The following is a 22930-nucleotide window of genomic DNA, read 5'->3' on the forward strand; positions in this document are numbered from 1 at the left end:
GCCACGACCAACGGTCGTGGCCTACCGGTTTGGTGGGTATCGACCGTTGGTCGATACGCCTTTATTACAACCACTTCACCCGCTTGAACAGCCGGTACAGGCCGACGCAGATGCCGCCGACGCCGACGATCATCAGCGGGTAGGCCCACGGCTGGTTCAATTCCGGCATGTGGCTGAAATTCATGCCATACCAGCTGGTGATCAAGGTCGGCGCGGCCAGCAGCGCGGCCCATGCACCCAGCCGCTTCACCGTCTCGCCCTGGGCCAGCGTCACCAGTGACAGGTTCACGCTCAGGGCCGTGCCCAGCATCTCGCGCAGGGTGTCGATCACATCGCTGATGCGTACCGCATGGTCGTGCACGTCGCGGATATACAGCTTCACTTCGTCCGGGAACAGTTCGCCCTGGTAGCGGCGCAGCTGCGCCAGTACATCCTGCAGTGGCGCCACCGCCATCCGCATCTTGTTCAACTCGCGCTTGAGCTCGTACAGGCGCACCACCGTGCTGCGTTTGTAGCTGTCGGCGAAGATGTCCTTCTCCAGCAGCTCCAGGGTGTCGCGGAAGCGGTTGGTGATGGGCAGGTAGTTGTCGACCACGAAGTCGGCCACGGCGTACAGGCAGTACGACGGCCCCATCTTCAGCAGTTGTGGTTCGCGCTCGACGCGTGCGCGCACCGGCGCGTACGACAGCGAGGCGCCATGGCGCACGGTCACCAGGAACCGTGGGCCGAGGAAGGCATGGGTTTCGCCGTACTGGATGCGCTCGTCGACCATCTGCGCGGTGGTCACCACCACGAACAGCGAGTTGCCGTAGGCCTCCACCTTGGGGCGCTGGTGCGCGTTGCGCGCATCCTCGACAGCCAGGTCGTGCAGGCAGAATTCTTCCTGCAGCTTCAGCAGTACGTCTTCGTTCGGATCGTACAGGCCGACCCAGACGAAACCGTTGTTGCTGGCGATGACATCGCTGATGGCATCCAGGCTGATGTCGTGGCGTTTGCCGTCGTCATCGTAGTGGACGCAGTTGATGACGCAGGTGGGATTGGCTGCGGCGGAGGCGGCAGCAGGGGCGGGCAATGAGGCGGGCAATGACATGCCCGCCATCGTGCGTCAGTGCTGCGTTTCCGACAAGTGAGGACGGCGCCCCAGCACCCAGGCCAAGGCAGCGTGGACCGGCAGCAGCAGCACGATCCACTGCACGTTGTACTGCGCCTGCAGGCTCAGCCAGTGCAGCACCAGGGCGGCCACGGCCTGCACCGCCACCAGCCACAGCACGATCCTGAACATGCGACCGGGCACGCGCCGCCGCAGCAGGCTGATCGCCCCCGGCAGCAACAGCAGGCACAGCGGCGAGAGCAGCAGCAGGTTGCGGTTGGCCCAGGCGGCGTAGTGCGTGCTGAAGCCCCACAGGAACACCAGCAGGCCACCGGCGATCGTGCACAGCAGCCACAGCGGCAAGGCCAGGCCGGCCAGCAGGCGCGGACGGTTGCGCAGCGCCAGCACGCCCGCCGCAATCACCAGGCCACACAGCAGCCACGGCCACCAGCGGCGCGCGAACTCCTTCGGCTCGGGGTCGATGCGGTGCGGCAGCAGTTCCTGCTCGGACTGCACCAGCGGGCGGCCGTCACTGTTGCGGGCCTGGCGCAGGGCATCGGCCAGGCGCATCGGCACGAAGGCTTCCTGCCAGCGCGACAGCGGCTGGTCGGCAAACGGGCCCAGGCCGATATCGAAGCCCAGCCACATCCACGGGGCAGGGGACGCCAGCCGTACCGACTCGCTGCGATAGGTGTTGCCGCGCGAACGGCCGGACAGCTGCGAGTGCAGCCCGCCCCCCAACGCCTTGTCGAGGGTGTCGCGCACCATCGTCGCGCAGTTGGCGGTGTAGTAATCGTAGTGGTAGCGCGCGTTTTCCGGCTTGGCCCGTTCGGCCAGGTCGGCGGCCAGCGAGCGTGCCTGCGCAGGGGTGATATCCAGCCACTGTACGCTGGCGCCGCGGCCGGTCTCGTCGTAGTACGACAGGTCCTGCTGCAGTGGCAGCGCCACCAGGTAATACATCATGTCGCCACGTACGAAGCGGCCGATGAAATCCTGTTCGGACGGATCGAAGTAGCCGAAGTTGTACGAGATCGCCTGGCCGCTCACCGGGTCCAGCACGACGATGGCATCGTGGCCGAAGCGCTCGAAGAACACGGTGCCCGGCTGCATGGTGACCACGCCGACACGCGGGGCAGGGGCATCGCTGGCCGTTGAGACGGTCGGCGCCGCCGCCTGCGCGAACGCATCCAGGGGCAGGGCGGTGGCCAGCAGGCACAACGCCAGCCACAGGGTCAGGATCAGGCCACGGTGCTTCAAGCGTCGTCCTGCGCGTCCGGTGCCAGCACCGTTACATGGAAGGCCTGGACCCGGCGCGCATCGGCGCGGGCCACACGGAACATGAAACGGTCCAGCGCCAGCTCATCACCGACTTCCGGCAGATGGCCGACGGCTTCGGTCACCAGGCCGCCGATGGTGTCGTAGTCCTCATCGGAGAAGGTGGCACCGAAGCGCTCGTTGAAATCACCGATCGGCGTGAGTGCATCCACCACGTACTGGCCGTCGGCCTGGATGGCGATCTGCGCCGAGAAATCCTCGGCCTCGTCGTGCTCGTCGTCGATGTCGCCGACGATCTGCTCCAGCACGTCTTCGATGGTGACCAGGCCGGCGACGCCGCCGTACTCGTCCACCACGATCGCCATGTGGTTGCGCGACAGGCGGAACTCCTTCAACAGCACGTTGAGCTTCTTCGCTTCCGGAATCAGCACCGCCGGGCGCAGCAGTTCACGGATGTTGCCCGGACCATTGTCGGCAACCACGCCGCGCAGCAGGTCCTTGGCCAGCAGCACGCCGAGGATGTCGTCCTTGTTCTCGCCATGCACCGGGAAGCGTGAATGGCCGGACTCGACCACCTGCCTCATCAGCTCCAGGAAGGGCGCCTCCACCGGCAGCGAGACCATCTGCGAACGCGAGATCATCACGTCGCCCACGGTCAGCTCGGCCACCGAAATGGCACCTTCCATCATCTTCAGGGTATCGGCGGCGATCAACCCTTCTTCCTGCGCGGTGTGCAGGACAGCGACCAGCTCGTCGCGGGTGTGGGGTTCGCCGGAAAAAGCGGACGTCAGGCGTTCAAGCCAGCCGCGCTTCTTTTCACTGTGCTCCACGGAGGAGCTACTACTGTCGTCTTCTGACATCTCTGGAAAAAAGGCACCCGGCAGGCCGGGCGATGGCCCAAGTCTAGCAGGATGTGGGGGCCTGTCAGTGACCCTCGCCAGCCGGGGCGGCGGCGGCCGGGCCCTCGCCCTCGGCCGGCAGGTCCAGGCTGTAGGTGCAGCCGGCCAGGGTCTTGCCGGGGTGGCTGGCGACGGTGGATACGCTGAGGATGATCGACTCGATCTGCGCCTCGCCGGTCTTCGGGTCGGTCACATCGCGGCTGACCAGCTCGCGCCCGGCCATGAACTTGCCGTCCTGGTCGTAGCCGGTCTCCAGCGCCAACTGCGTGGCCAGCGGCCGCGGGTCGGACTGGTCGAGCACGGCCATGATGCTGGCGCCGGCCACGGCCACGCGCTCGGTCTGCTGGCCGAACACGGTGATCGGGCTGGCCAGCCGGTACTCGCTCATGAACTGGTTGCCCTGCGGCAGCGGCTGCAGGCCGTGGGCCACCGCCTTCAGCGGATCGGCCAGCAGGGGGGCCAGTGCGGCATGCTCGGCCACGCCCTGGCGGCACTCGATCAGCGCTGGCAGGTCCAGCGGCGCGGCGGAAGCGGTGGCGGCAGACAGTAACGGCAGGAGCAGGAAGGTACGCAGCAGCACAAGCGAGGTTCCGTGGTAGAGCCGAGCCCACGCTCGGCTGCATTTGGGTTGGGTCTGCGGAGCGCGTGGCGCACCATGACCGAGCATGGGCTCGGTCACGCAAGGCCTGGCCCGGTGTCAGCGCTCGCCCGCGTACGGATCGTCGATGCCGAGTTCGGCCAGGATCTCGCGCTCCAGCTGTTCCATTGCCTCCGCTTCCTTGTCGTCCTCGTGGTCCCAGCCGAGCAGGTGCAGCACGCCGTGGACGGTCAGATGCGCGTAGTGGGCATTGAGCGCCTTGCTCTGCTCGTCGGCTTCACGCGCCACCACCGGCGCGCAGATCACCAGGTCGCCCAGCAGCGGGAACTTGACACCCTTGGGCAGGCCCTCCGGCACGTCCGCCGGGAAGCTGAGCACGTTGGTGGCGTAGTCCTTGCCCCGGTAATGCCGGTTCAACGACTGGCCTTCCTTGCTGTCGACCACGCGGATGGCCAGGTCGGCCTCGCGGATACGCCCCTTCAGCGCCGCCGCCACCCACTTGCGGAAGCTGACGGCAGAGGGCAGCCCGGCACGGGGCAGGGCGTAGCTGACGGCTACATCGAGGCGGACGGGACCCTTGGTCATGGCAACACCGGAATTTCAGATCGAACAGGAGGTGACAGTATCGCGCGTGTCGCCGTTCACTGCGACTTCCAGTCGCCGGCTTCGTAGGCAATTTCTATCACTGAGGCCTTGCCCGCACGAGCCTGGATATCGGCCTTCTCGGTCGATGCGTGGCAGTTGTAGCCGTTCTGCTGGGTCAGCTGGCTGGCCAACTGGATAGCGCCCTGCTCCGGCGCCGCGTCGGGGTCCACATACAGAGTGGCGCTTGCGCAGCTGCCGACGTTGGCCACTTCCAGCGCCGGGATCAGGCTGCGCGTGGCGCGGTCAGCGAGGACGTCGAACGCTTCGCGCGGAAGGTCGGACTGGTTGGCCGAGATGCGCAGCTTGAAGAAATGCAGCTGCTTGTAGAACAGGTAGCCATTGGAATGCAGCGGCTGTTTGCGGGACACCTGCAGCAGGCTCAGACGCAGTTTCTCGCCGCGGACCTGCTCGGCCTTGGCAATGGCCTGGATCACCGCCGAATCGATGTCGTTGGCACCTTTCGCTGGCACCGCCCTGGGCGAAAGCTGGAAGGGCTCCCGTCCCAGCTCCTGCAGCTGTGCATAGATGCCGGACGCAACCGCCTGCCTGAGGTCCGCCTGCAGGGCCTGGATGCCGCGGTCCACGGCAACCTGCGGGTCCAGCCGGCCCGCCGGATACACGAAAACGCTGATCGCCGCCTCCGGATGCAGGTCACTGCGGTAACTGAATCCGGCCCCCGCCAACCGGTCGTCCGGGTTGTAACTGCTGCGCACCAGCGTGAAATCCTCCACCTCGTAGGGAGCAATCACATAGCTGGATTCAACATACGCCCGCGTTTCGGCGACGGGCGGGGGAGAGGCGAGTGCGGGGGCCGGCCCGAAGGCCAGCAGGCACAACGACAGCAGCAGACCCGGGCGTACCATGACACGTCCTTATGTGCACAGGAGCCCGGAGTGTAGTGCTATTCCGCGCCCGGTTGGATCTGATGCAGGTCGCGGCGGTCGTAGGCGCTGACGATGCGCGCCACCAGCGGGTGGCGGACCACGTCGCGGGCTTCGAAGAAGGTGAAGCTGACGCCCTCCACATCGCGCAGTACGTCGATGGCATCACGCAGGCCCGACTTCACATGCTTGGGCAGGTCGGTCTGGGTCAGATCACCGGTGACCACGGCGGTGGAACCGAAGCCCAGGCGGGTCAGGAACATCTTCATCTGTTCGATGGTGGTGTTCTGCGCTTCGTCCAGGATCACGAACGCATCGTTCAGCGTGCGGCCGCGCATGTAGGCCAGCGGTGCGATCTCGATGACGTTCTTTTCCAGCAGCTTGAGCACCTTTTCCACACCCAGCATTTCGTACAGGGCGTCGTACAGCGGTCGCAGGTACGGGTCGACCTTCTGGCTCAGGTCGCCGGGCAGGAAGCCCAGCTTCTCGCCGGCTTCAACGGCCGGACGCACCAGGATCAGGCGCTGCACGCGCGATTCGTTCAGTGCTTCCACCGCGCTGGCCACGGCCAGGAAGGTCTTGCCGGTGCCGGCCGGGCCGATGCCGAAGTTGATGTCGTGGCTGACGATCTGGTGCAGGTAGCGGCTCTGATTGGAACCACGCCCGCGCACGGTACCGCGCTTGACCTTGATCGCCACGTCCTGCGCTTCGTAGGAGCGATCGGCAATCTGTTCGATGTTGGCCGCGTTCAGGCGCAGGTGGATGCCGTGGCTGTCGAAGGTGGTCTCGGCGGCTTCTTCATACAGCGCCTCGATCAGCTTCTGCGCCTCGGCGCTGGCCTCGGCCGGGCCGCTGATGCGGAACACGAAGCCGCGGTTGGCGATTTCCACGCCAAGCTTCAGTTCGATCTGGCGAAGGTGGCCGTCGAACGGACCGCACAGGTTGGCCAGCTGCGCGTTGTCTTCCGGCGACAGGGTGAAGTCTCGATGCTCGATGCTTTTCATTGCTTGGGGTGGGGCGGGGTCGCCGTCCACCGCGATGGCGTCAGGGACGACAAGGGTAACGCGCAAGGCGGCAGGACGACAGTTCTCCACACCGGGTGTGGACCGGCGTCGAAGAAACCTGTGGATAGTCCTTCGCAGCGCTTGTGCCACAAGGAAGATGATGCGGTGGTGAAAATTGTGCCAGTGCCAGCAGGGTTCTCCACATGCGGTGTGGACGGTGTTGCCGTGAACCTGTGGATAGGTGGCAGCGAGCCTTGCGGCAGTGGCGTTGCTGGCGGGTGATCAATTATTGATCAGCCCTGTTCTGGATCATTGCGGGTGCACAGGGAGCGTGGCACCGTGGCGCCATCGGAGGAGGTGGCGCATGGCCGTGGGCACGTGGATGCGCAGGATCGGGCTGCTGGGCAGCTGCCTGCTGGCGGGCTGCGGCGAGGCACCGCCGGCGGCACTGGGTACGCTTGAATGGGACCGGATCAGCGTGCCCGCACCGGCGGCAGAAGTGATCAGTGCCGTTGACGTGCGCGAAGGGCAGGCGGTCAAGGCCGGCGCGCTGCTGATGCGCCTGGACCCTGCCCGTGGCGCCGCCCAGTTCGACGCGGCACAGGCCGAAACCGCCCGCGCGCAGGCACAGCTCGAGGAACTGCAGGTGGGCCCGCGTCAGGAGCAGATCGCCCAGGCGCAGGCACAGCTCACGGCGCTGCGCGCGCAGGCGGCTGAAGCCACCGCGTACCATCGCCGGGTGCAACCGCTGGCCCGTCAGCGGCTGGTTGCTGCCGCCGACCTGGACAGGGCCCGCGCGGCCGCCGACAACGCCGTGGCCAGCGTACGCGCTGCCGAACAGGCGTGGCTGGAGCTGCAGCGCGGCAACCGTCGTGAGGACATTGCCCAGGGCCAGGCTACCTCCCGGGCGACGCAGGCGCAGGAGGTGGTGCAGGCCGTCAACCTGCAGAAGCTGCAGCTGCGCGCGCCGCGCGACGGCGTGGTCGATGCGTTGCCCTATCGGCAGGGCGACCAGGCACCGATCGGTGCGCCGTTGGTGGTGATGCTGGTGGGCGAACGCCCGTATGCGCGCGTGTACCTGCCGCAGCCATTGCGCCTGCGGGTGAAGGTGGGGCAGGGAGCGCAGGTGCAGCTGGATGGCGCGAACACTGTGTTGAAGGGGCATGTGCGGTCGATCCGCAGCGAACCCTCCTTTACGCCGTATTACGCGCTGACCGGTGATGACGTCTCGCGGCTGAGCTACCTCGCCGAGATCGAGATCGACGAGAGTGCCGACATGCAGGCGCTGCCCGCCGGGCTGCCGGTACAGGTGCGCTTCTGAATCCTGTCGATGACATTGCCGTGCGTGCGCAGGGCCTGAGCCGCCGTTTCGGCGAGCTGCTGGCGGTGGACAACGTCGATCTGCAGGTCCCGCGCGGGCAGGTATACGGCTTCCTCGGCCCGAACGGCTCGGGCAAGTCGACCACCATCCGCATGCTGTGCGGACTGCTGGAGCCGAGCGCGGGCGAGATCGACGTGCTGGGCCTGGCGATCCCGGCGCAGGCCGAAGCGTTGCGTCGCCGCATCGGCTACATGACCCAGCGTTTTTCGTTGTACGAAGACCTGTCGGTGCGGGAAAACCTGGAGTTCCTGGCCGCCATCCAGGATCTGCCACGGGTGCAGGCACGGCAACGGGTCGATGCGCTGCTGCAGCAGTACCGTCTGCAGGACCGCCAGGTGCAGTTGGCAGGCACCCTCAGCGGCGGGCAGAAGCAGCGGCTGGCGCTGGCCGGTGCGGTGATCCATGCGCCGGAACTGCTGTTCCTGGATGAGCCGACCAGTGCGGTCGATCCTGAGTCGCGGCGCGATTTCTGGGAAGCGCTGTTCGAACTCGCCGATGCAGGCACCACGGTGCTGGTGTCCACCCACTACATGGACGAGGCCGAACGCTGCCACCGGCTGGCGATCCTCGATCGCGGTGCCCTGGTAGCCGATGGCACCCCCGCCGAGCTGTGCGCGCAGCTGCAGGGCCGCACCCTGAAAGTCACCGCCTCGCAGCCCCGGCAGGCCAGCCGCGCGCTGGCGGCGTTGCCGGGTGTGCTCAGCGTGGCCCAGATCGGCACCGAACTGCGCGTGCTGTGCAGCGAGGGTGCGGCCGATACCAGCGTGCTGGCGCAGGCGCTTGCCAGCGCCGATCCGCAGGCCAGCATCGAACCGGTGGCGCCCAACCTGGAAGACGTATTCGTTGCCGCCACCCGTGGCCGTGGTCGGGAGCCGGCCGCATGAGCGTGCGACGGCTATGGGCGATCATGCTCAAGGAGCTGCGGCAACTGCGCCGTGACCGCATCACCCTGGCGATGATCGTTGGCATCCCGGTGATGCAGCTGCTGCTGTTCGGCTATGCGATCAACCTCAACCTACGGCATCTGGATGCCGGTATCGCCGATCAGGCCAACAGTGCGGCGTCGCGCGCGCTGGTACAGGACATGGTCGCCACCGGCGTGATCACACCGCGCGCGCAGGCCTATACGCCCGATCAACTGATGGAGGCGTTGCGACGGGGCCGGATCAGCGTGGGCATCGTCATTCCCGCCGATTTCGAACGACGCCGCTACGAAGGCCGCGAAGCGCTGCAGGTGCTGGTCGACGGCAGCGACACGGTGGTGCAGAGTGCGGCGATCCAGCTGGCGCAGGTACCGCTGGACACGCGCCCGACCAGCAACACTCGGCCCCTGCGCGAAGGCAGCATCACCAGCGGGCAGGTGAGCGTCATCAGCTTCTACAACCCGCAACGGCGCTCGGCAGTGAACATCGTGCCCGGCCTGATCGGGGTGATCCTGACCATGACCCTGGTCATGTTCACCGCAGTGGCGGTGGTGCGCGAACGCGAGCGCGGCAACATGGAACTGCTGATCGCCACGCCGGTATCGCGCAGCGAACTGATGGTCGGCAAGGTGTTGCCGTACGCGGCGATCGGTCTGCTGCAGACCACGTTGGTACTGCTGCTGGGAACCTGGTTGTTCGAGGTTCCGATTCGCGGCAGCCTCGTTGATGTCTACCTGGCCGCCGTGCTGCTGGTGCTGGCCAACCTAGCGCTGGGCCTGCTGATTTCCACGCGCGCACGCTCGCAGTTCCAGGCCATGCAGATGACCCTGTTCCTGTTCCTGCCTTCGATCCTGTTGTCAGGTTTCATGTTTCCGTTCGCCGGCATGCCCAGGCCGGTGCAGTGGCTGGCGGAAGTACTGCCGCTCACCCATTTCCTGCGCTTGGTGCGCGGCATCATGCTGCGCGGGGCCTCGCTGTGGGAGCTGTGGCCGGACGCACTGGCACTGCTGGTGTTCATCGTGGCGATGATGACCCTGGCCATCCTGCGCTTCCGCAAGCGACTGGACTGAGGCATGCCGACCAACGGTCGGCATCCACACGGTAGGTGCCGACCGTTGGTCGGCACACCTCAATACCTCGGTGGGTGCCGACCGTTGGTCGGCACACCTTATTCCGCCACCACGCGGCCACGCAGCGAATTGGTCAACGCTTCAGTGATCACCACGTCCACGAACTGGCCGATCAGGCGCGGGTGCGCCGGGAAGTTCACCGAACGCATGTTCTCGGTCTTGCCGGTCAGTTCGTTCGGGTTCTTGCGTGAGGGACCTTCAATCAGCACGGTCTGCACGCTGCCAACCATCTTCTCGGAGATGCTCGCAGCGTGTGCATTGATGCGTTCCTGCAGGCGCGACAGGCGTGCATGCTTCTCCGCATCGCTGATCGTGTCTTCCAGGTCCGCTGCCGGCGTGCCCGGGCGACGCGAATAGATGAAGGAGAAGCTGTGATCGAAGCCGATGTCCTCGATCAGTTTCATGGTCTTCTCGAAATCCGCATCGGTCTCGCCGGGGAAACCGACGATGAAGTCCGAACTGATCGAGATGTCCGGACGTACCGCACGCAGCTTGCGGATCTTCGACTTGAATTCCAGTGCGGTGTAACCGCGCTTCATCGCCGACAGCACGCGGTCGCTGCCCGCCTGTACCGGCAGGTGCAGGAAGTTGGCCAGCTGCGGTACATCGCGGAACGCGTCGATCAGCGAATCGCTGAACTCCAGCGGGTGCGAGGTGGTGAAGCGGATGCGGCCAACGCCATCGATCTCGGCGATGGTGCGGATCAGCAGGCCGAGATCGGCGAATTCGCCGTCGCCATACGGCCCGCGGTAGGCGTTGACGTTCTGGCCGAGCAGGTTGATCTCGCGCACGCCCTGCGCGGCGAGCTGCGCCACTTCCACCACCACGTCCTCGAACGGGCGGCTGACTTCGGTGCCGCGCGTGTAGGGCACTACGCAGAACGAGCAGTACTTGGAGCAGCCTTCCATGATCGACACGAACGCCGACGCGCCATCGGCACGTGGTTCGGGCATGCGATCGAACTTCTCGATTTCCGGGAAGCTGATGTCCACCTGCGGGCGCTGCTGTTCGCGGCGGGCGCGGATCAGTTCTGGCAGGCGATGCAGCGTCTGCGGGCCGAACACCAGGTCGACGAACGGCGCACGCTTGATGATCGCCTCGCCTTCCTGCGACGCCACGCAACCGCCGACGCCGATGATGACCTCACGGCCCTGGTTCTTCAGGCTCTTCCAGATGCCCAGCTGGCTGAACACCTTCTCCTGCGCTTTTTCGCGGATCGAGCAGGTGTTGACCAGGATGACGTCGGCGTCTTCCGGGCGATCGGTCAGTTCCAGACCATCACTGGCGGCGAGCACGTCGGCCATCTTGGCCGAGTCGTACTCGTTCATCTGGCAACCGTGGGTCTTGATGTACAGCTTGCCTTTCACCTGGTCGGGCTTGCGCGGACCGGCTGGCAGGGCAACGAGCGGAGTACCGCCCGGCGTGGCGGGCGGAAAGACGTCTGGCGTCCCGGTCATGGCGCTTAATCCATTCGGGTGGCGGGAAAGGGGGCGATTCTACCCGCATCCTGCGCCATCCGCCGCGCCCTTGTAGAGCCGAGCCCACGCTCGGCTGCTCTTCCCGCTTGCCATGGCGCAGCCAGGCACGGCCTGGCTCTACTGAAACCAGCCGAGCGTGGGCTCGGCTCTACAAAGGAAACCCGGCAAATGCCTTACGCCGCCACCAGCTCCGCATCGATCTGCCGCGAACGATCAAACGCGGTCAGCGCACTCATCCGTGCGATGTAGGCGGCGGTCGCCGGTGCTGGCTGCACCAGGCCGAACGCACTGGTCCATGCCAGTGCATTGCCCCACAGCACGTCGGCCGCACTCATCACCTCGCCCAGCAGATACGGCCCATGCGCCAGCTGTGCTTCGATCACCTGCAGCACCGTATCGGCGTCGTTGTAGGGCGACATCGCATGCGGCGGCGGGTCACGGTGCATGGCCCGGTCGATCATCGCCGGCTCGAAGCAGGCGCCATAGAAGGCCATCCAGCGCAGATAGGGGCCGCGCAGGGCGTCGCCGATCGGCGGTGCCAGCCCGGCTTCCGGGTACAGGTCGGCCAGGTACAGGTAGATCGCCACCTGCTCGGTCACCAGGGCGCCGTTGTGGACGATGGCCGGCACCTTGCCCATCGGATTGATCGCCAGATAGGCCGGGGCCAGGTTGGCGCCAGCCTTCAGGTCCAGCACCTGCATGCGGTAGTCGGCGCCCAGTGCTTCAAGCAGGGCCACCGCGCCGCTCGAGCGTGAACGGGCGGCGTGGTAGAGGGTGATCTGGCGTGACGTCATGGCATTGCTCCCTGCAGGTGGTGGTGAAGTGGGGCCCATGCTGGGGCACAATTGCGGACGACTTCTGTCCGCGATCCGTCATGCGCCATACCGCTCATCGCCTGCTTCGCCTGATCTCGCTGCTGCAGGCCCGCCGCCACTGGTCCGGTGCCGAGCTCGCCGAGCGCATGGGGGTGGATCGGCGCAGCATCCGCCGCGATGTCGAACGCCTGCGCGAGCTGGGATATCCGGTGCAGGCGTCGGCCGGCGTAGGCGGGGGCTACCGGCTGGGCGCGGGGGCACCGGTGCTGCCGATGCTGCTGGACGAGGAAGAGGCCACCACGCTGGCGATTGCCCTGCGTGCGGCCTCGGCCACGGTCTCCGGCATCGACGACACCGCACGCGGCCTGCTGTCCAAGCTCGACCCGCTGGTGCCGGCGCGTCGCCGCCAGCAGGCCGGCGAAGTGCATGCGGCCACTGCGACCCTGTCCGATCTGCCATCCACCGATGCGCGCCTGCTCGGGCGGCTGGCCCAGCACTGCCGGCAGGCCGCGCGGCTGGCCTTCGAATACCGCAGCGCGCAGGACGCGGTGACGCAACGGCAAGTCGAGGCCCAGCACCTGGTCAACTACGGGCGGCGCTGGTATCTGCTGGCCTGGGACCTGGGCCGGCAGGACTGGCGCACGCTGCGCGTGGACCGGATGGGCGCTGTACGGCATCTGCCCGAGCCTGGCCTGCACCGGCGAACCCCGGCGCCGCCGGATGTGATGGTGCGGCAGGCGGTCAGCCAGGCGCCGTTCGCGCTGCAGGCCATCCTGCGCCTGGCCGGCAGCGAGGTGGAGCTGGCCGGGCGCATTCCGCCCTGGTGTGGCGTGCTGGAGGCCGATGGGCCAGACCATTGCCTGCTGCGGATGGGCGCGGAAAGCCGCGGCATGATGCTGGCACAGATCCTCAGCCTGGACCGCCTGCCCGTGGCGCTGTGGACCACGCCGACCGAACTGCGCGAGGAGCTGGCCGAGCGTCTGGCCGGGCTCAGCCAGGTCCTGGCCGTGCCCGCGGTCACGGTCTGAGCCGGCGCTCTTGGCAAGCCGCAGCGAAGCTGGGACACTCGCGGCCATGAAGGGGAGACTGGGGATAACGGCGATCATCATCGCTGCGCTGACCGCTGCGCCGGCCAGCGCCGGCACCCTGTACAAGTGCCTTGGCGCCGATGGGGTCACCAGCTACGTCAGCAAGCGGGTGGCCGGTGCCCAATGCAGCACCATCAGCTACACCCGCAGCGCGGGCAGGGCGGTGCGCGCCCCGATCGTCAACTCGGCGCCGACGCCAGTGCCCGTGCCTGCTGCGGTGGTGGCCAGCGCCGAGCGCAACCCGGTTGCCGTGGCCGCCAGCGCTGCCAGTCCCGCTGTCGCGCCGGCTCCTGCGCCCGCGGCAGCGTCCACGCCGGCCAGCCCACGCGGCGGCAAGATGGTCAGCGGACAGGTCTATTCGTACATGCAGGACGGGGTGCGCCACTACACCAGCGCACGCCCGACCCAGGTCGCCAATCTCGGCCCGGTGCGGACCATCCGCTACAGCTTCATGGAGCGCTGCTACGCCTGCGGGGTCAATCCGCGCGTTGATTTCGGCAGCGTGCGCCTGAACACCACGGCCTTCCAGAGCGAGATCACCTCGGCCGCACGCGAGTTCGGGGTGGAAGAGGCGGTGGTGCGCGCGATCATCCATGCCGAGTCGGCCTACAACCCGACCGCGCTCAGCCGTGCCGGTGCGCAGGGCCTGATGCAGTTGATGCCGCCCACCGCCGCACGTTTCGGCGTCAGTGATTCCTACGACGCCGGGCAGAACATCCGTGGCGGTGTGCAGTATCTGGCGTGGTTGTTGAAGCGGTTCAACGGTGATCTGACCCTGGCCGCCGCCGGCTACAACGCGGGCGAGGGCGCGGTGGATCGCCATCGCGGCGTGCCTCCCTACAGCGAGACACAGTATTACGTGCGCCGGGTCGGCCAGCTGGCCGAGCGTTATCGTACGGTGCTGAGCAAACAGTAGTGCCGGGCCATGCCCGGCAACCCCCCAAAGCAATGTTGTTGCAATGCGTTGTGTGGCGCGCGACGGTTCCGCTACACTCGACCGAGATTCAATGCGGCTCTGGCCCCCACCGGAACCGCTGGCAGCCTTAAAGCTACCTAATCAATATCGGAGTGCCGGATGGCCAACGATGGGGTACACGATCCAGTCAACACCGGACGTCGGCGTTTTCTTACTGCCACCACAGCCGTGGTGGGCGCCGTCGGCGTCGGATTCACCGCAGTTCCTTTCATCAAATCCTGGAACCCCAGTGCCCGCGCCAAGCTTGCCGGCGCACCGGTGGTGGCCGACATCAGCGCCCTGCAGGAAGGCCAACGCCTGATCGTGGAATGGCGTGGCCAGCCGATCTGGATCGTCAAACGGTCCAAGGCGATCCTTGATGCGCTGCATGGGCTGGATGGCCGTCTGAAGGACCCCGAGTCCGGCGAGAAGGACCAGCAGCCGGAGTACGTGCTCAAGCAGAACCCCGAGCTGCGCTCGATCAAGCCCGAGATCTCGGTGCTGGTCGGTCTCTGCACGCACCTGGGCTGCTCGCCGGAAATGGTGGGTGAAATACGCCCCGAGCCCTACGACCCACAATGGAAGGGCGGCTATTTCTGCCCCTGCCACAAGTCGCGCTTCGACATGTCCGGTCGCGTCTTCAAGGACGTGCCCGCACCCATCAACCTGAAGGTGCCCGCGCACCACTACCAGGACGACAACACCATCATCATCGGTGTCGATCCGCAGGGGGCTGCCTGATGTCCAACATCCTCAGCCGTACCGCCACCGGCGTGGCCGACTGGGTCAATGCCCGCGCGCCGGGGTTGATGCCGATCTACCGCAAGCATGTCAGCGAGTACTACGCGCCGAAGAACTTCAACATCTGGTACTACTTCGGCTCGCTGGCGCTGCTGGTGCTGGTCAACCAGATCGTCACCGGCATCTTCCTGACCATGCACTACAAGACGAATGCCGCTGAAGCATTCGCCTCCATCGAATACATCATGCGTGACGTGGAGTGGGGCTGGCTGATCCGCTACATGCACTCCACCGGTGCCTCGCTGTTCTTCATCGTGGTCTACCTGCACATGTTCCGCGGGCTGCTGTATGGCAGCTACCAGAAGCCGCGCGAACTGGTGTGGATCCTGGGCATGCTGATCTATCTGGTGTTGATGGCCGAGGCCTTCATGGGCTACGTGCTGCCGTGGGGCCAGATGTCGTTCTGGGGCGCCAAGGTGATCATCTCGCTGTTCGGCGCCATTCCGGTCATTGGTAACGGCCTCACCGAATGGATCATGGGCGATTACCTGCCCAGCGACGCCACGCTCAACCGGTTCTTCGCACTGCACGTGATCGCGCTGCCGCTGGTACTGCTGCTGCTGGTGGTGCTGCACCTGGGTGCGCTGCATGAAGTGGGATCGAACAACCCCGATGGCGTGGAGATCAAGAAGGGGCCGAAGGGCAACCGCTGGTCACCGAATGCGCCGACCGACGGCATTCCGTTCCATCCGTACTACACGCTGAAAGATGGCGTCGGCGCGGGCTTCCTGCTGATCATCGCGGCCTTCATCATCTTCTTCGCACCGGCCTTCGGTGGCCTGTTCCTGGAACACGACAACTTCACCGAAGCCAATCGCCTGGTCACCCCCGAACACATCAAACCGGTCTGGTACTACACGCCGTACTACGCGATGTTGCGGGTGGTGCCGAACAAGCTGGGTGGCGTGATCGTGATGTTCTCGGCCATCGCCATCCTGTTCCTGGTGCCCTGGCTCGACCGCGCCAAGGTCAGGTCCTACCGCTACCGCGGCTGGCTGTCGCGCGGCCTGCTGGGCATGTTCGTGGTGTGCTTCGCGTGGCTGATGGTGATCGGTTCCGGTCCTGGTACCGATGCACACGAGACCTATGTCGGGCGGGTGCTGACCTTCCTGTACTTCGCCTTCTTCATCACCATGCCGATATGGACAAGGCTGGACAAGACCAAGCCGGTACCGGAAAGGGTGACCACGCATGACTGAGCGCTGGATGGTCCGGCTGGCCCTGGCGGCCGCCCTGATGCTGGGCAGTACCCTGGCCATGGCCGCCGAGGGCGGCACCAAGCTGCTGCAGGCCGGCAACGACCTGGGTGACCGGGCGTCGCTGCAGCGCGGCGCCCAGCTGTACATGAACTACTGCAGCGGCTGCCACGCATTGAAGTACCTGCGCTATTCGCGGATGGGCGAGGACCTGGGGCTGAGCGAGGAAGAGGTGATGAACAACCTCAACTTCACCGGCTCGGCGATCGGCGATCCGGTGCCGGTGGCAATGCCCAAGGAGCAGGCCGAGAAGTGGTTCGGCAAGATGCCGCCGGACCTGAGCCTGATCTCCCGGGTGCGTGGCAGCGACTGGATCTACACCTACCTGAAGTCGTTCTACCTGGACAGCAGCCGCCCGCTGGGCTGGAACAACGCGCTGTTCGCCAACGCCTCCATGCCCAATCCGTTGTGGGAGATGCAGGGCCTGCAGCACGCGGTGCATGGCAAGGCCGAAGCGCCGGGCATGGACCCGCCGGTAACGGGCCTGCGCATCGAAAGCCCGGGCTCGGTCGATGCGGGCCAGTACGACCAGGCCGTGCGCGACATCACCAACTTCCTCGAATACGCCGGCGAACCGGCTGCGCTGAAGCGGCAGCAGCTCGGTGTCTGGGTGATCCTGTTCCTGGCCCTGCTGACCTTCCTGGTGTACCTGTTGAAGAAGGAATACTGGAAGGACGTGCACTGATCCAGAGCCGGCCATTGCATCGGGCCTATTGGCTTTTGTGATGGTCGGTTGCACACTCGGGGAGGAGTCGACCGTCAGCACGGTGCTGGCGGCGCCGATGCGGCAGGCGGTCTCCTGTCGTAGGAGAGCCTTTGATGGCGGCGAGCGTACGCATGCGCAATACACTGACGCTGTTTTCCTCGAACGACGATGTACTGTGCCACCGTGTGCGCCTGGTGCTGGCGGCCAAGGGCGTGAGTTTCGACTTCGTTCCGGTCGATCCACAGAACCCGCCGGAAGATCTGATCGATCTCAATCCGTACCACTCGGTGCCGACCCTGGTCGAGCGCGAGCTGGTGCTGTACGCCGCGTCGGTGGTCAGCGAGTATCTGGACGAGCGCTATCCGCACCCGCCGCTGATGCCGGTCGACCCGCTGTCGCGCGCGCGCATCCGCCTGGCCATGCTGCGTATCGAGCACGACTGGGTGCCGCAGGTGCAGGCGATCCAGCTGGGCAACAAGACCCAGGCCGAGGCGGGGCGCAAGCGGCTGAAGGAACTGCTGACGGCCTCGCTGCCGTTGTTCAAGGCCAGCAAGTTCTTCCTCAATCCGGAAATGAGCCTGGCCGACTGCGCGATGGCGCCGATCATCTGGCGCCTGCAATCGCTGGATGTGCCGTTGCCGAAGGACAGCAAGGCCATCGAGGACTACGGCAACCGGATCTTCCGCCACCCCGGTTTCGTCCGCAGCCTGACCGATCAGGAAAAGAAACTGCGCGATCTGCCGGGCTGATCCGGCATCCGCTTTCCCGTCTGCACGCCGACCGGCGTGCAGGCGATCCGCCCCGGCAGGGGCGTCGGGCGCTACACTTCACGCATGACCGAAGACTTCTTCCACATGACCAGCCACCGCCCGTACCTGTTGCGGGCACTGGTGGAATGGATCAACGATAACCAGCTGACTCCGCATATCCTGGTCGACGCCGGCGTTCCCGGCGTGCAGGTTCCGCCTTCGGCCGTCAAGGATGGCCGGGTGGTGCTCAACATCGCCGAGCGCGCCGTCGTGCGGCTGGTGATCGACAACGAGTCGGTGAGCTTCTCGGCGCGCTTCTCCGGCACCAGCTATCCGGTGCAGGTGCCGATCAGTGCGGTGCTGGCCGTGTATGCCCGCGAAACCGGGCAGGGCATGGCGCTGCCGGACGACATCCCGGGTGGCGAACCGGCGCAGGCCAGCGATGAGCTGCTGCACGATGATGCGCAGACGCCGCCGGACGACACGCCGCCCGCCGGTCCGCCGCCGAAAGGCCGTCCGACCCTGCGCGTGGTCAAGTAACTTCCGCGGCTTTTCATCCACGCATGGCGTGGATCTACCGGCGCTGTGTCCAGTAGATCCACGCCATGCGTGGATGCTTCTGCTCACACATCCTCGGCATCTTCGTTGTCCGCACGGATCTGGCTGATCCGCGCCGCGCCCGGGCCGGTGAAGGACACCAGCTGGTCGCCGCGCAGCACCATGCGGCCGACATGGCGGTCCACGCATGGCGTGCATCTACCGGAGCGATATCCAGTAGATCCACGCCATGCGTGGATGCTTCTGCTCACACATCCTCGGCATCTTCGTTGTCCGCACGGATCTGGCTGATCCGCGCCGCGCCCGGGCCGGTGAAGGACACCAGCTGGTCGCCGCGCAGCACCATGCGGCCGACATGGCGATCGATGCCGTCGTAGGAATACTCGAACTTGAAGGTGCGCTCGAAACCGAGCCGGCCATCTTCCCCGCGCGACAGCCGTAGACCCGTGGCGTGCACCGCCTGGTCCAGCCACTGCACATCGGCGGCACGGCAGGCATTGCGACCCAGTTCGATCGCGCGCTCGGCGGCCGAACGCGCTGCGTTCCAGAAAAAGTAGACGATACCGCCGGCAATCAGCAGGAACAGCAGGGTGGGCATGGCGTCAGCCGTCAGGTGTCGATCCGCCAAAGATGGCGACGAATGGCGAGCGGATCAAGCGGCATCTGCTCAGCGATCGCTGCCAGGCTCCGTTGCCGGCTGCAGCGGTACCGGTGTCGGTGCAGCAGGTACCGCCGGCGGAAGCGGTGCAACCCGCGGCGCAGTGGCATTCAACTGCAGCAGTGCGGCCCAATCCTGCCGGTTGAAGCTGCATTCGTCCTCGCGCCCCGGTGTGCAGGTCGGGTCGATGCCGGTGGTGTCGCGCTCGCGCGGCGGCGGCAGCTTGATCGTGCCGGTGCGATCCAGTTGCAGCAGGCGCATCGCCACGGTGTTCATGACATTGCCGCCCACCAGGTAAAGTGTCTGGTCGCCACCGAGGTTGGCCGCCACCACCACTTCGCAATGCGACTTCCAATGGCCGACCGAGCCGTTGCCCAGGGCCTGCACCAATCCGCTGTAGCTGAGTGTGCTGCTGCGGTCGCGCAGGAAGCACAACAGGTCGCCCGGTGCTGGCTTGGCGGTGGGCGGGTCCACCAGGCGGTAGGGCACCCCGGAAGGGCCTGCCTGGTAGGCGGCGCGGATGTAGTCGATATGGCGTGGGGACGTATTGAAGCCGGGTACCCCGGCACGCACCATCACCCAGGAAATGAAGGCCGCCGACCACGGATTGTCGATCAGGAAGGCGCGGCAATCGCTGTCGGTGTAGCGGGTTCCCAGCGGGGCCAGGCAGCTGCTGGCGCCCGGTTGGCTGCCCAGTGCATTGAGCGTGCCGCTTTCGCGCCAGTAGCTGCTGACCCGTTGCCAGGCGATCAGGCCATTGTCGGCCAGATGATCGCTCTCGGCCTCGGTGACACTGAGACTGGCGGCGCGGCCGTCACGGTCGATGAAGGGGCGGAACCAGAGGCGATGCTCGTTGCAGGCCGTGTTGCGGATGGCGATGGCCAAAGGGCTCAGGCCGAAACGCGGGGGTACATCGCAGGCTTCGACGGCGGCGGCCGAGAAGGGTGCTGCGGCCAGCAGCAGGCAGGCAGGCAAGAGCATCCGGCGCATGCGCGGCTCCTGTGGGGGATGGTCGCAGCGTCGCAGCGCTGTTGTGAACGCCGGGTGTGAGAGCGGTAGTGCCGGCCGCTGGCCGGCAACATCACGATCCGCGAATCCACCCTCAACCTGGCGGTGGACCCAGCTTCAACGACAGATCGATGGCCTGCACGTGCTTGGTCAGGCCGCCGATGGAAATGCAGTCCACGCCATCTTCGGCGATCGAGCGCAGGCCGCCGAGGCCGACGCTGCCGGACACTTCCAGTGGAATGCGGCCTTCGGTGATGCGCACCGCTTCGCGCCGCAGTTCCGGGCTGAAGTCGTCCAGCAGGATGCGTTCACAGCCGGCCTGCAGCGCCTGCCGCAACTGTTCGAGGTCCTCGACCTCGACCACCAGCGGCAGCTGTGGCCATTGCTGGCGGGCCGCCGACACCGCGGCAGCCAGGGAGCCGGCGGCACGGATGTGGTTCTCTTTCAGCATCACCGTGTCGTACAGGCCGAAGCGGTGGTTGTCGCCGCCGCCGCACCGCACCGCGTACTTCTGCGCCAGGCGCAGGCCGGGCAGGGTCTTGCGGGTATCGAGGATGCGTGTACCTGTGCCCTCCACCGCAGCCACATAGCGGGCCGTGGTGGTGGCGGTGCCGGACAGGGTCTGCAGGAAATTCAGCGAGGTGCGTTCGGCGCTGACCAGGCTGCGGCTGCGTCCATGCAACAAGGCCAGCACGGTGCCCGCGCTGACATTGTCGCCTTCGGCTACCCGCCACTCGATCTGCACGTCGGCATCGAGCGCGCGATGGGTGGCATCGAACCATGGGCGGCCCGCGATCACCGCATCCTGCTTGCACAGCAGGTAGGCGCTGTCGGGCTGGTCGGGCAGCAGGGCGGCGGTAACGTCACCGCTGCCCAGGTCCTCGGCCAACGCGCGCGCGACATCGGCCGCGACGACGGCTGGATCCGGCGTCGGCAGCGCGTTCATGCGGTCGGGAAGTCGGCGATCTGTGCGGTCGGGATGGCCTCTTCGGCCAGCAGCACCGGAATACCGTCGTCGACGCGGAACACCTGCTTGCGGTCGCGGGTGACCAGGGCTTCGCGCAGCGGCTGCGCCAGCGGGTTGCCATCGGCGCGGTTGACGGAACCGGCGGCGATCGCCCGGTTGAGGGCTTCCAGGCCCTTGCCATCCAGCAGGGACAGGGGCTGGCGGGTGTCGGGCGACACCAGCAGGTCGAGCAGCTTGCGATCCATGGTTCTTCGTCTTGCGTGGAAGATGGCTAGAATACGTCTTTAAGGCAGGTGACGGCCAATGACCCCCAACCCGATCGCGCCGCTTGTCGGCATCGTCATGGGTTCCCGCTCCGACTGGGAAACCATGCAGCACGCCGCCCAGAAGCTTGAAGCTCTGGGTGTTCCGTTCGAAGTGAAGGTGGTGTCCGCGCACCGGACGCCGGATGTGTTGTTCAGTTACGCCGAGCAGGCCGGTTCGCGCGGGCTGCGCGCGATCATTGCCGGCGCCGGCGGTGCCGCGCATCTGCCGGGCATGATCGCGGCCAAGACCGCGGTGCCGGTGCTGGGCGTGCCGGTGCAGTCCAAGGCGCTCAACGGCATGGATTCGCTGCTGTCGATCGTGCAGATGCCGGCCGGTATCCCGGTCGCCACCTTCGCCATCGGCAATGCCGGCGCCTCCAATGCCGCGCTGTTCGCCGCTGCGATGCTGGCCAGTGACCAGCCGGCGATCGGCCAGGCGCTCGATGCTTTCCGCGCGCGCCAGACCGAAGACGTGATGGCCCACGACGATCCGCGCCAATGAGCCTGACCGTCGGCATCCTCGGCGGCGGTCAGCTCGCCCGCATGATGGTCCTGGCCGGTGCGCCGCTGGGACTGCGCTTCGAACTGTATGATCCGGCGGCTGACGCCTGCAGTGGCCCACTGGCGCCGCTCACCGTCGGCGCCTTCGACGATCGCCAGGCACTGGCGGACTTCGCTGCCAAAGTCGACGTGATCACCTTTGATTTCGAGAACGTGCCGGCCGACAGCGCGCAATGGCTGGCCGACCGCGTGTCGGTCTACCCGCCGCCGTCCGCGCTGGCGGTGGCCCAGGACCGGTTGAGCGAGAAGACCCTGTTCCAGCAGTTGGGTATTCCGCTGCCGGCGTTCGCCGATATACGCAGCCGTGACGAACTGGCGGCCAAGGCGGCCGAATTCGGCCTGCCGTGCATCCTGAAGACCCGCCGCCTGGGCTACGACGGCAAGGGCCAGTTCCGCCTGCGCAGCGAAGCGGACATCGATGCCGCATGGCAGGCGCTGGGTGCGCAGGTCGAGCGCACCGGCCTGATCCTCGAGGGTTTCGTCGCCTTCCAGCGCGAAGTCAGCGTGGTGGCCGTGCGCGGCCGCGATGGCAGCTTCCAGGCCTGGCCGGTCACCGGCAACTGGCATGTTGACGGCGTGCTGTCGGCCAGCGTGGCCCCGGCGGTACTGTCCGCTGCCGAGCACGACGCGGCGATCGGCTATGCCCGCCGCGTGGCCGAACACCTGCAGTACGTGGGTGTGTTCGCGCTGGAGCTGTTCTGCCGCGACGGTGAACTGCTGGCCAATGAAATGGCACCGCGCGTGCACAACTCCGGTCACTGGACCATCGAAGGCAGCGAAACTTCGCAGTTCGAGAACCACCTGCGCGCGGTGCTCGGCCTGCCGCTGGGCAGTACCCGCATGCTTGGCCATGCCTGCATGCTGAACTGGCTGGGGGTGATGCCTGACCCGACGCCGGTGCTGCAGCAGGCCAGCGGCCATTGGCACGACTACGGCAAGGAGTCGCGTGACGGCCGTAAGGTCGGTCACGCAACGCTGCGCGACGATGATGCCGGTGCACTGGCCGATGCGTTGGTGCAGGTCGGCCTGGAACTGGACCGCCAGGCCCAGGTGGCCCCGGCCGTGCACGCGCTGCGCAACGGCTGAGCGAAGGCGTGCCGGCCGCTGGCCGGCAATGCCCACCTTTGTGGGCAGCTACCAGGGCGGTGCCCACAAAGGTGGGCCGCCGCCATGGCGCGGCGTGATACCGGTAGCGCCGG

25 protein-coding genes and 1 pseudogene are annotated in these 22930 nt (G+C 66.5%); 12 read left to right on the top strand and 14 right to left on the bottom strand.

All coding sequences use genetic code 11. The features are described 5' to 3' along the window. Positions 1-64: 64 nt before the first annotated feature. The 7 genes from CR919_RS10670 to CR919_RS10700 form a co-directional block, all read right to left on the bottom strand. Positions 65-1099 carry a magnesium and cobalt transport protein CorA gene (locus CR919_RS10670; RefSeq protein WP_089239983.1) on the bottom strand — a complete coding sequence of 345 codons (1035 nt, stop codon included), beginning with the start codon at positions 1097-1099 and terminating at the stop codon, positions 65-67. A 6-nt stretch (positions 1100-1105) separates the two neighbouring features. After that, positions 1106-2347, bottom strand: a complete 1242-nt coding sequence (locus tag CR919_RS10675; RefSeq protein ID WP_099820010.1) for a DUF4105 domain-containing protein — start codon at positions 2345-2347, stop codon at positions 1106-1108. Then, a complete protein-coding gene (locus CR919_RS10680) occupies positions 2344-3225 on the bottom strand; it encodes a transporter associated domain-containing protein (RefSeq protein ID WP_099820011.1) in 882 nt (293 codons plus the stop codon). Before CR919_RS10680 ends, CR919_RS10675 begins: the two co-directional genes overlap by 4 nt. A gap of 64 nt (positions 3226-3289) precedes the next feature. Beyond that, positions 3290-3844 carry a hypothetical protein gene (locus CR919_RS10685; RefSeq protein WP_099820012.1) on the bottom strand — a complete coding sequence of 185 codons (555 nt, stop codon included), beginning with the start codon at positions 3842-3844 and terminating at the stop codon, positions 3290-3292. A gap of 117 nt (positions 3845-3961) precedes the next feature. After that, entirely contained in the window at positions 3962-4447 is a 486-nt protein-coding gene (gene ybeY / locus CR919_RS10690) for an rRNA maturation RNase YbeY (protein WP_099820013.1), read from the bottom strand. A gap of 56 nt (positions 4448-4503) precedes the next feature. Next, positions 4504-5370 carry a hypothetical protein gene (locus CR919_RS10695; protein WP_243380081.1) on the bottom strand — a complete coding sequence of 289 codons (867 nt, stop codon included), beginning with the start codon at positions 5368-5370 and terminating at the stop codon, positions 4504-4506. Positions 5371-5408: 38 nt separating this feature from the next. After that, entirely contained in the window at positions 5409-6392 is a 984-nt protein-coding gene (locus tag CR919_RS10700; RefSeq protein ID WP_099820014.1) for a PhoH family protein, read from the bottom strand. Between the two features lie 364 nt (positions 6393-6756). Here CR919_RS10700 and CR919_RS10705 point away from each other — a divergent pair, with 364 nt between their 5' ends. The 3 genes from CR919_RS10705 to CR919_RS10715 are packed head-to-tail and all read left to right on the top strand — an operon-like array spanning position 6757 to position 9766. Continuing rightward, positions 6757-7713 (top strand): HlyD family efflux transporter periplasmic adaptor subunit, encoded by a 957-nt coding sequence (locus tag CR919_RS10705; RefSeq protein ID WP_099820015.1) that lies wholly within the window; start codon positions 6757-6759, stop codon positions 7711-7713. Positions 7714-7733: 20 nt separating this feature from the next. Then, the gene (locus CR919_RS10710; RefSeq protein ID WP_099820016.1) at positions 7734-8657 is read left to right on the top strand and encodes an ABC transporter ATP-binding protein; all 924 of its coding nucleotides are present in this window, start codon (positions 7734-7736) and stop codon (positions 8655-8657) included. Then, complete coding sequence (locus CR919_RS10715) at positions 8654-9766, top strand: ABC transporter permease (protein WP_099820017.1); 1113 nt, start codon at positions 8654-8656, stop codon at positions 9764-9766. The genes CR919_RS10710 and CR919_RS10715 overlap by 4 nt, the downstream gene beginning before the upstream one ends. 98 nt (positions 9767-9864) lie before the next feature. Here CR919_RS10715 and miaB read toward each other — a convergent pair whose 3' ends face one another. Further along, on the bottom strand, positions 9865-11283 hold the full coding sequence (miaB, locus tag CR919_RS10720) for a tRNA (N6-isopentenyl adenosine(37)-C2)-methylthiotransferase MiaB (RefSeq protein WP_099820018.1): 1419 nt from the start codon (positions 11281-11283) through the stop codon (positions 9865-9867). 194 nt (positions 11284-11477) lie between these two features. After that, a complete protein-coding gene (locus CR919_RS10725) occupies positions 11478-12098 on the bottom strand; it encodes a glutathione S-transferase family protein (protein WP_099820019.1) in 621 nt (206 codons plus the stop codon). 80 nt (positions 12099-12178) lie between these two features. On the opposite strand from CR919_RS10725, the gene CR919_RS10730 reads away from it, so the two are divergent. From CR919_RS10730 to CR919_RS10760, 7 genes are all read left to right on the top strand, one after another. Further along, positions 12179-13147 (top strand): WYL domain-containing protein, encoded by a 969-nt coding sequence (locus CR919_RS10730; protein ID WP_099820020.1) that lies wholly within the window; start codon positions 12179-12181, stop codon positions 13145-13147. Between the two features lie 46 nt (positions 13148-13193). After that, positions 13194-14123: a lytic transglycosylase domain-containing protein gene (locus tag CR919_RS10735; protein WP_099820021.1), complete on the top strand. Its 930-nt coding sequence runs from the start codon at positions 13194-13196 to the stop codon at positions 14121-14123. A 159-nt stretch (positions 14124-14282) separates the two neighbouring features. Then, positions 14283-14903 carry a ubiquinol-cytochrome c reductase iron-sulfur subunit gene (gene petA, locus CR919_RS10740; protein ID WP_025875286.1) on the top strand — a complete coding sequence of 207 codons (621 nt, stop codon included), beginning with the start codon at positions 14283-14285 and terminating at the stop codon, positions 14901-14903. Beyond that, on the top strand, positions 14903-16162 hold the full coding sequence (locus CR919_RS10745; RefSeq protein ID WP_099820022.1) for a cytochrome bc complex cytochrome b subunit: 1260 nt from the start codon (positions 14903-14905) through the stop codon (positions 16160-16162). The genes petA and CR919_RS10745 overlap by 1 nt, the downstream gene beginning before the upstream one ends. Then, positions 16155-16904 carry a cytochrome c1 gene (locus tag CR919_RS10750; RefSeq protein WP_099820023.1) on the top strand — a complete coding sequence of 250 codons (750 nt, stop codon included), beginning with the start codon at positions 16155-16157 and terminating at the stop codon, positions 16902-16904. The genes CR919_RS10745 and CR919_RS10750 overlap by 8 nt, the downstream gene beginning before the upstream one ends. A gap of 134 nt (positions 16905-17038) precedes the next feature. After that, complete coding sequence (locus CR919_RS10755) at positions 17039-17674, top strand: glutathione S-transferase N-terminal domain-containing protein (protein WP_089240017.1); 636 nt, start codon at positions 17039-17041, stop codon at positions 17672-17674. A gap of 84 nt (positions 17675-17758) precedes the next feature. Next, positions 17759-18214, top strand: a complete 456-nt coding sequence (locus CR919_RS10760; protein ID WP_099820024.1) for a ClpXP protease specificity-enhancing factor — start codon at positions 17759-17761, stop codon at positions 18212-18214. 83 nt (positions 18215-18297) lie between these two features. Here the strand turns inward: CR919_RS10760 and CR919_RS21465 are convergent. The 5 genes and pseudogenes from CR919_RS21465 to CR919_RS10785 form a co-directional block, all read right to left on the bottom strand. Next, positions 18298-18417 (bottom strand): annotated as a pseudogene (locus tag CR919_RS21465) (DUF3301 domain-containing protein); the annotation flags it as partial. Positions 18418-18479: 62 nt separating this feature from the next. Then, the gene (locus CR919_RS10770; protein ID WP_099820025.1) at positions 18480-18830 is read right to left on the bottom strand and encodes a DUF3301 domain-containing protein; all 351 of its coding nucleotides are present in this window, start codon (positions 18828-18830) and stop codon (positions 18480-18482) included. 69 nt (positions 18831-18899) lie between these two features. Then, the gene (locus tag CR919_RS10775) at positions 18900-19880 is read right to left on the bottom strand and encodes a DUF2272 domain-containing protein (protein WP_099820026.1); all 981 of its coding nucleotides are present in this window, start codon (positions 19878-19880) and stop codon (positions 18900-18902) included. Between the two features lie 112 nt (positions 19881-19992). Further along, positions 19993-20844, bottom strand: coding sequence for a carboxylating nicotinate-nucleotide diphosphorylase (nadC, locus tag CR919_RS10780; protein WP_099820027.1), 852 nt, complete (start codon positions 20842-20844; stop codon positions 19993-19995). Then, complete coding sequence (locus CR919_RS10785; protein WP_099820028.1) at positions 20841-21110, bottom strand: Trm112 family protein; 270 nt, start codon at positions 21108-21110, stop codon at positions 20841-20843. Before CR919_RS10785 ends, nadC begins: the two co-directional genes overlap by 4 nt. A gap of 58 nt (positions 21111-21168) precedes the next feature. Between CR919_RS10785 and purE the strand changes: the two genes are divergently transcribed. After that, positions 21169-21672 carry a 5-(carboxyamino)imidazole ribonucleotide mutase gene (gene purE, locus CR919_RS10790; RefSeq protein WP_099820029.1) on the top strand — a complete coding sequence of 168 codons (504 nt, stop codon included), beginning with the start codon at positions 21169-21171 and terminating at the stop codon, positions 21670-21672. Next, positions 21669-22817 (top strand): 5-(carboxyamino)imidazole ribonucleotide synthase, encoded by a 1149-nt coding sequence (locus CR919_RS10795; protein WP_099820030.1) that lies wholly within the window; start codon positions 21669-21671, stop codon positions 22815-22817. The genes purE and CR919_RS10795 overlap by 4 nt, the downstream gene beginning before the upstream one ends. Positions 22818-22930 lie beyond the last annotated feature (113 nt).

The organism is Stenotrophomonas sp. LMG 10879 (assembly GCF_002750935.1).
Lineage (GTDB): Bacteria > Pseudomonadota > Gammaproteobacteria > Xanthomonadales > Xanthomonadaceae > Stenotrophomonas > Stenotrophomonas lactitubi_B.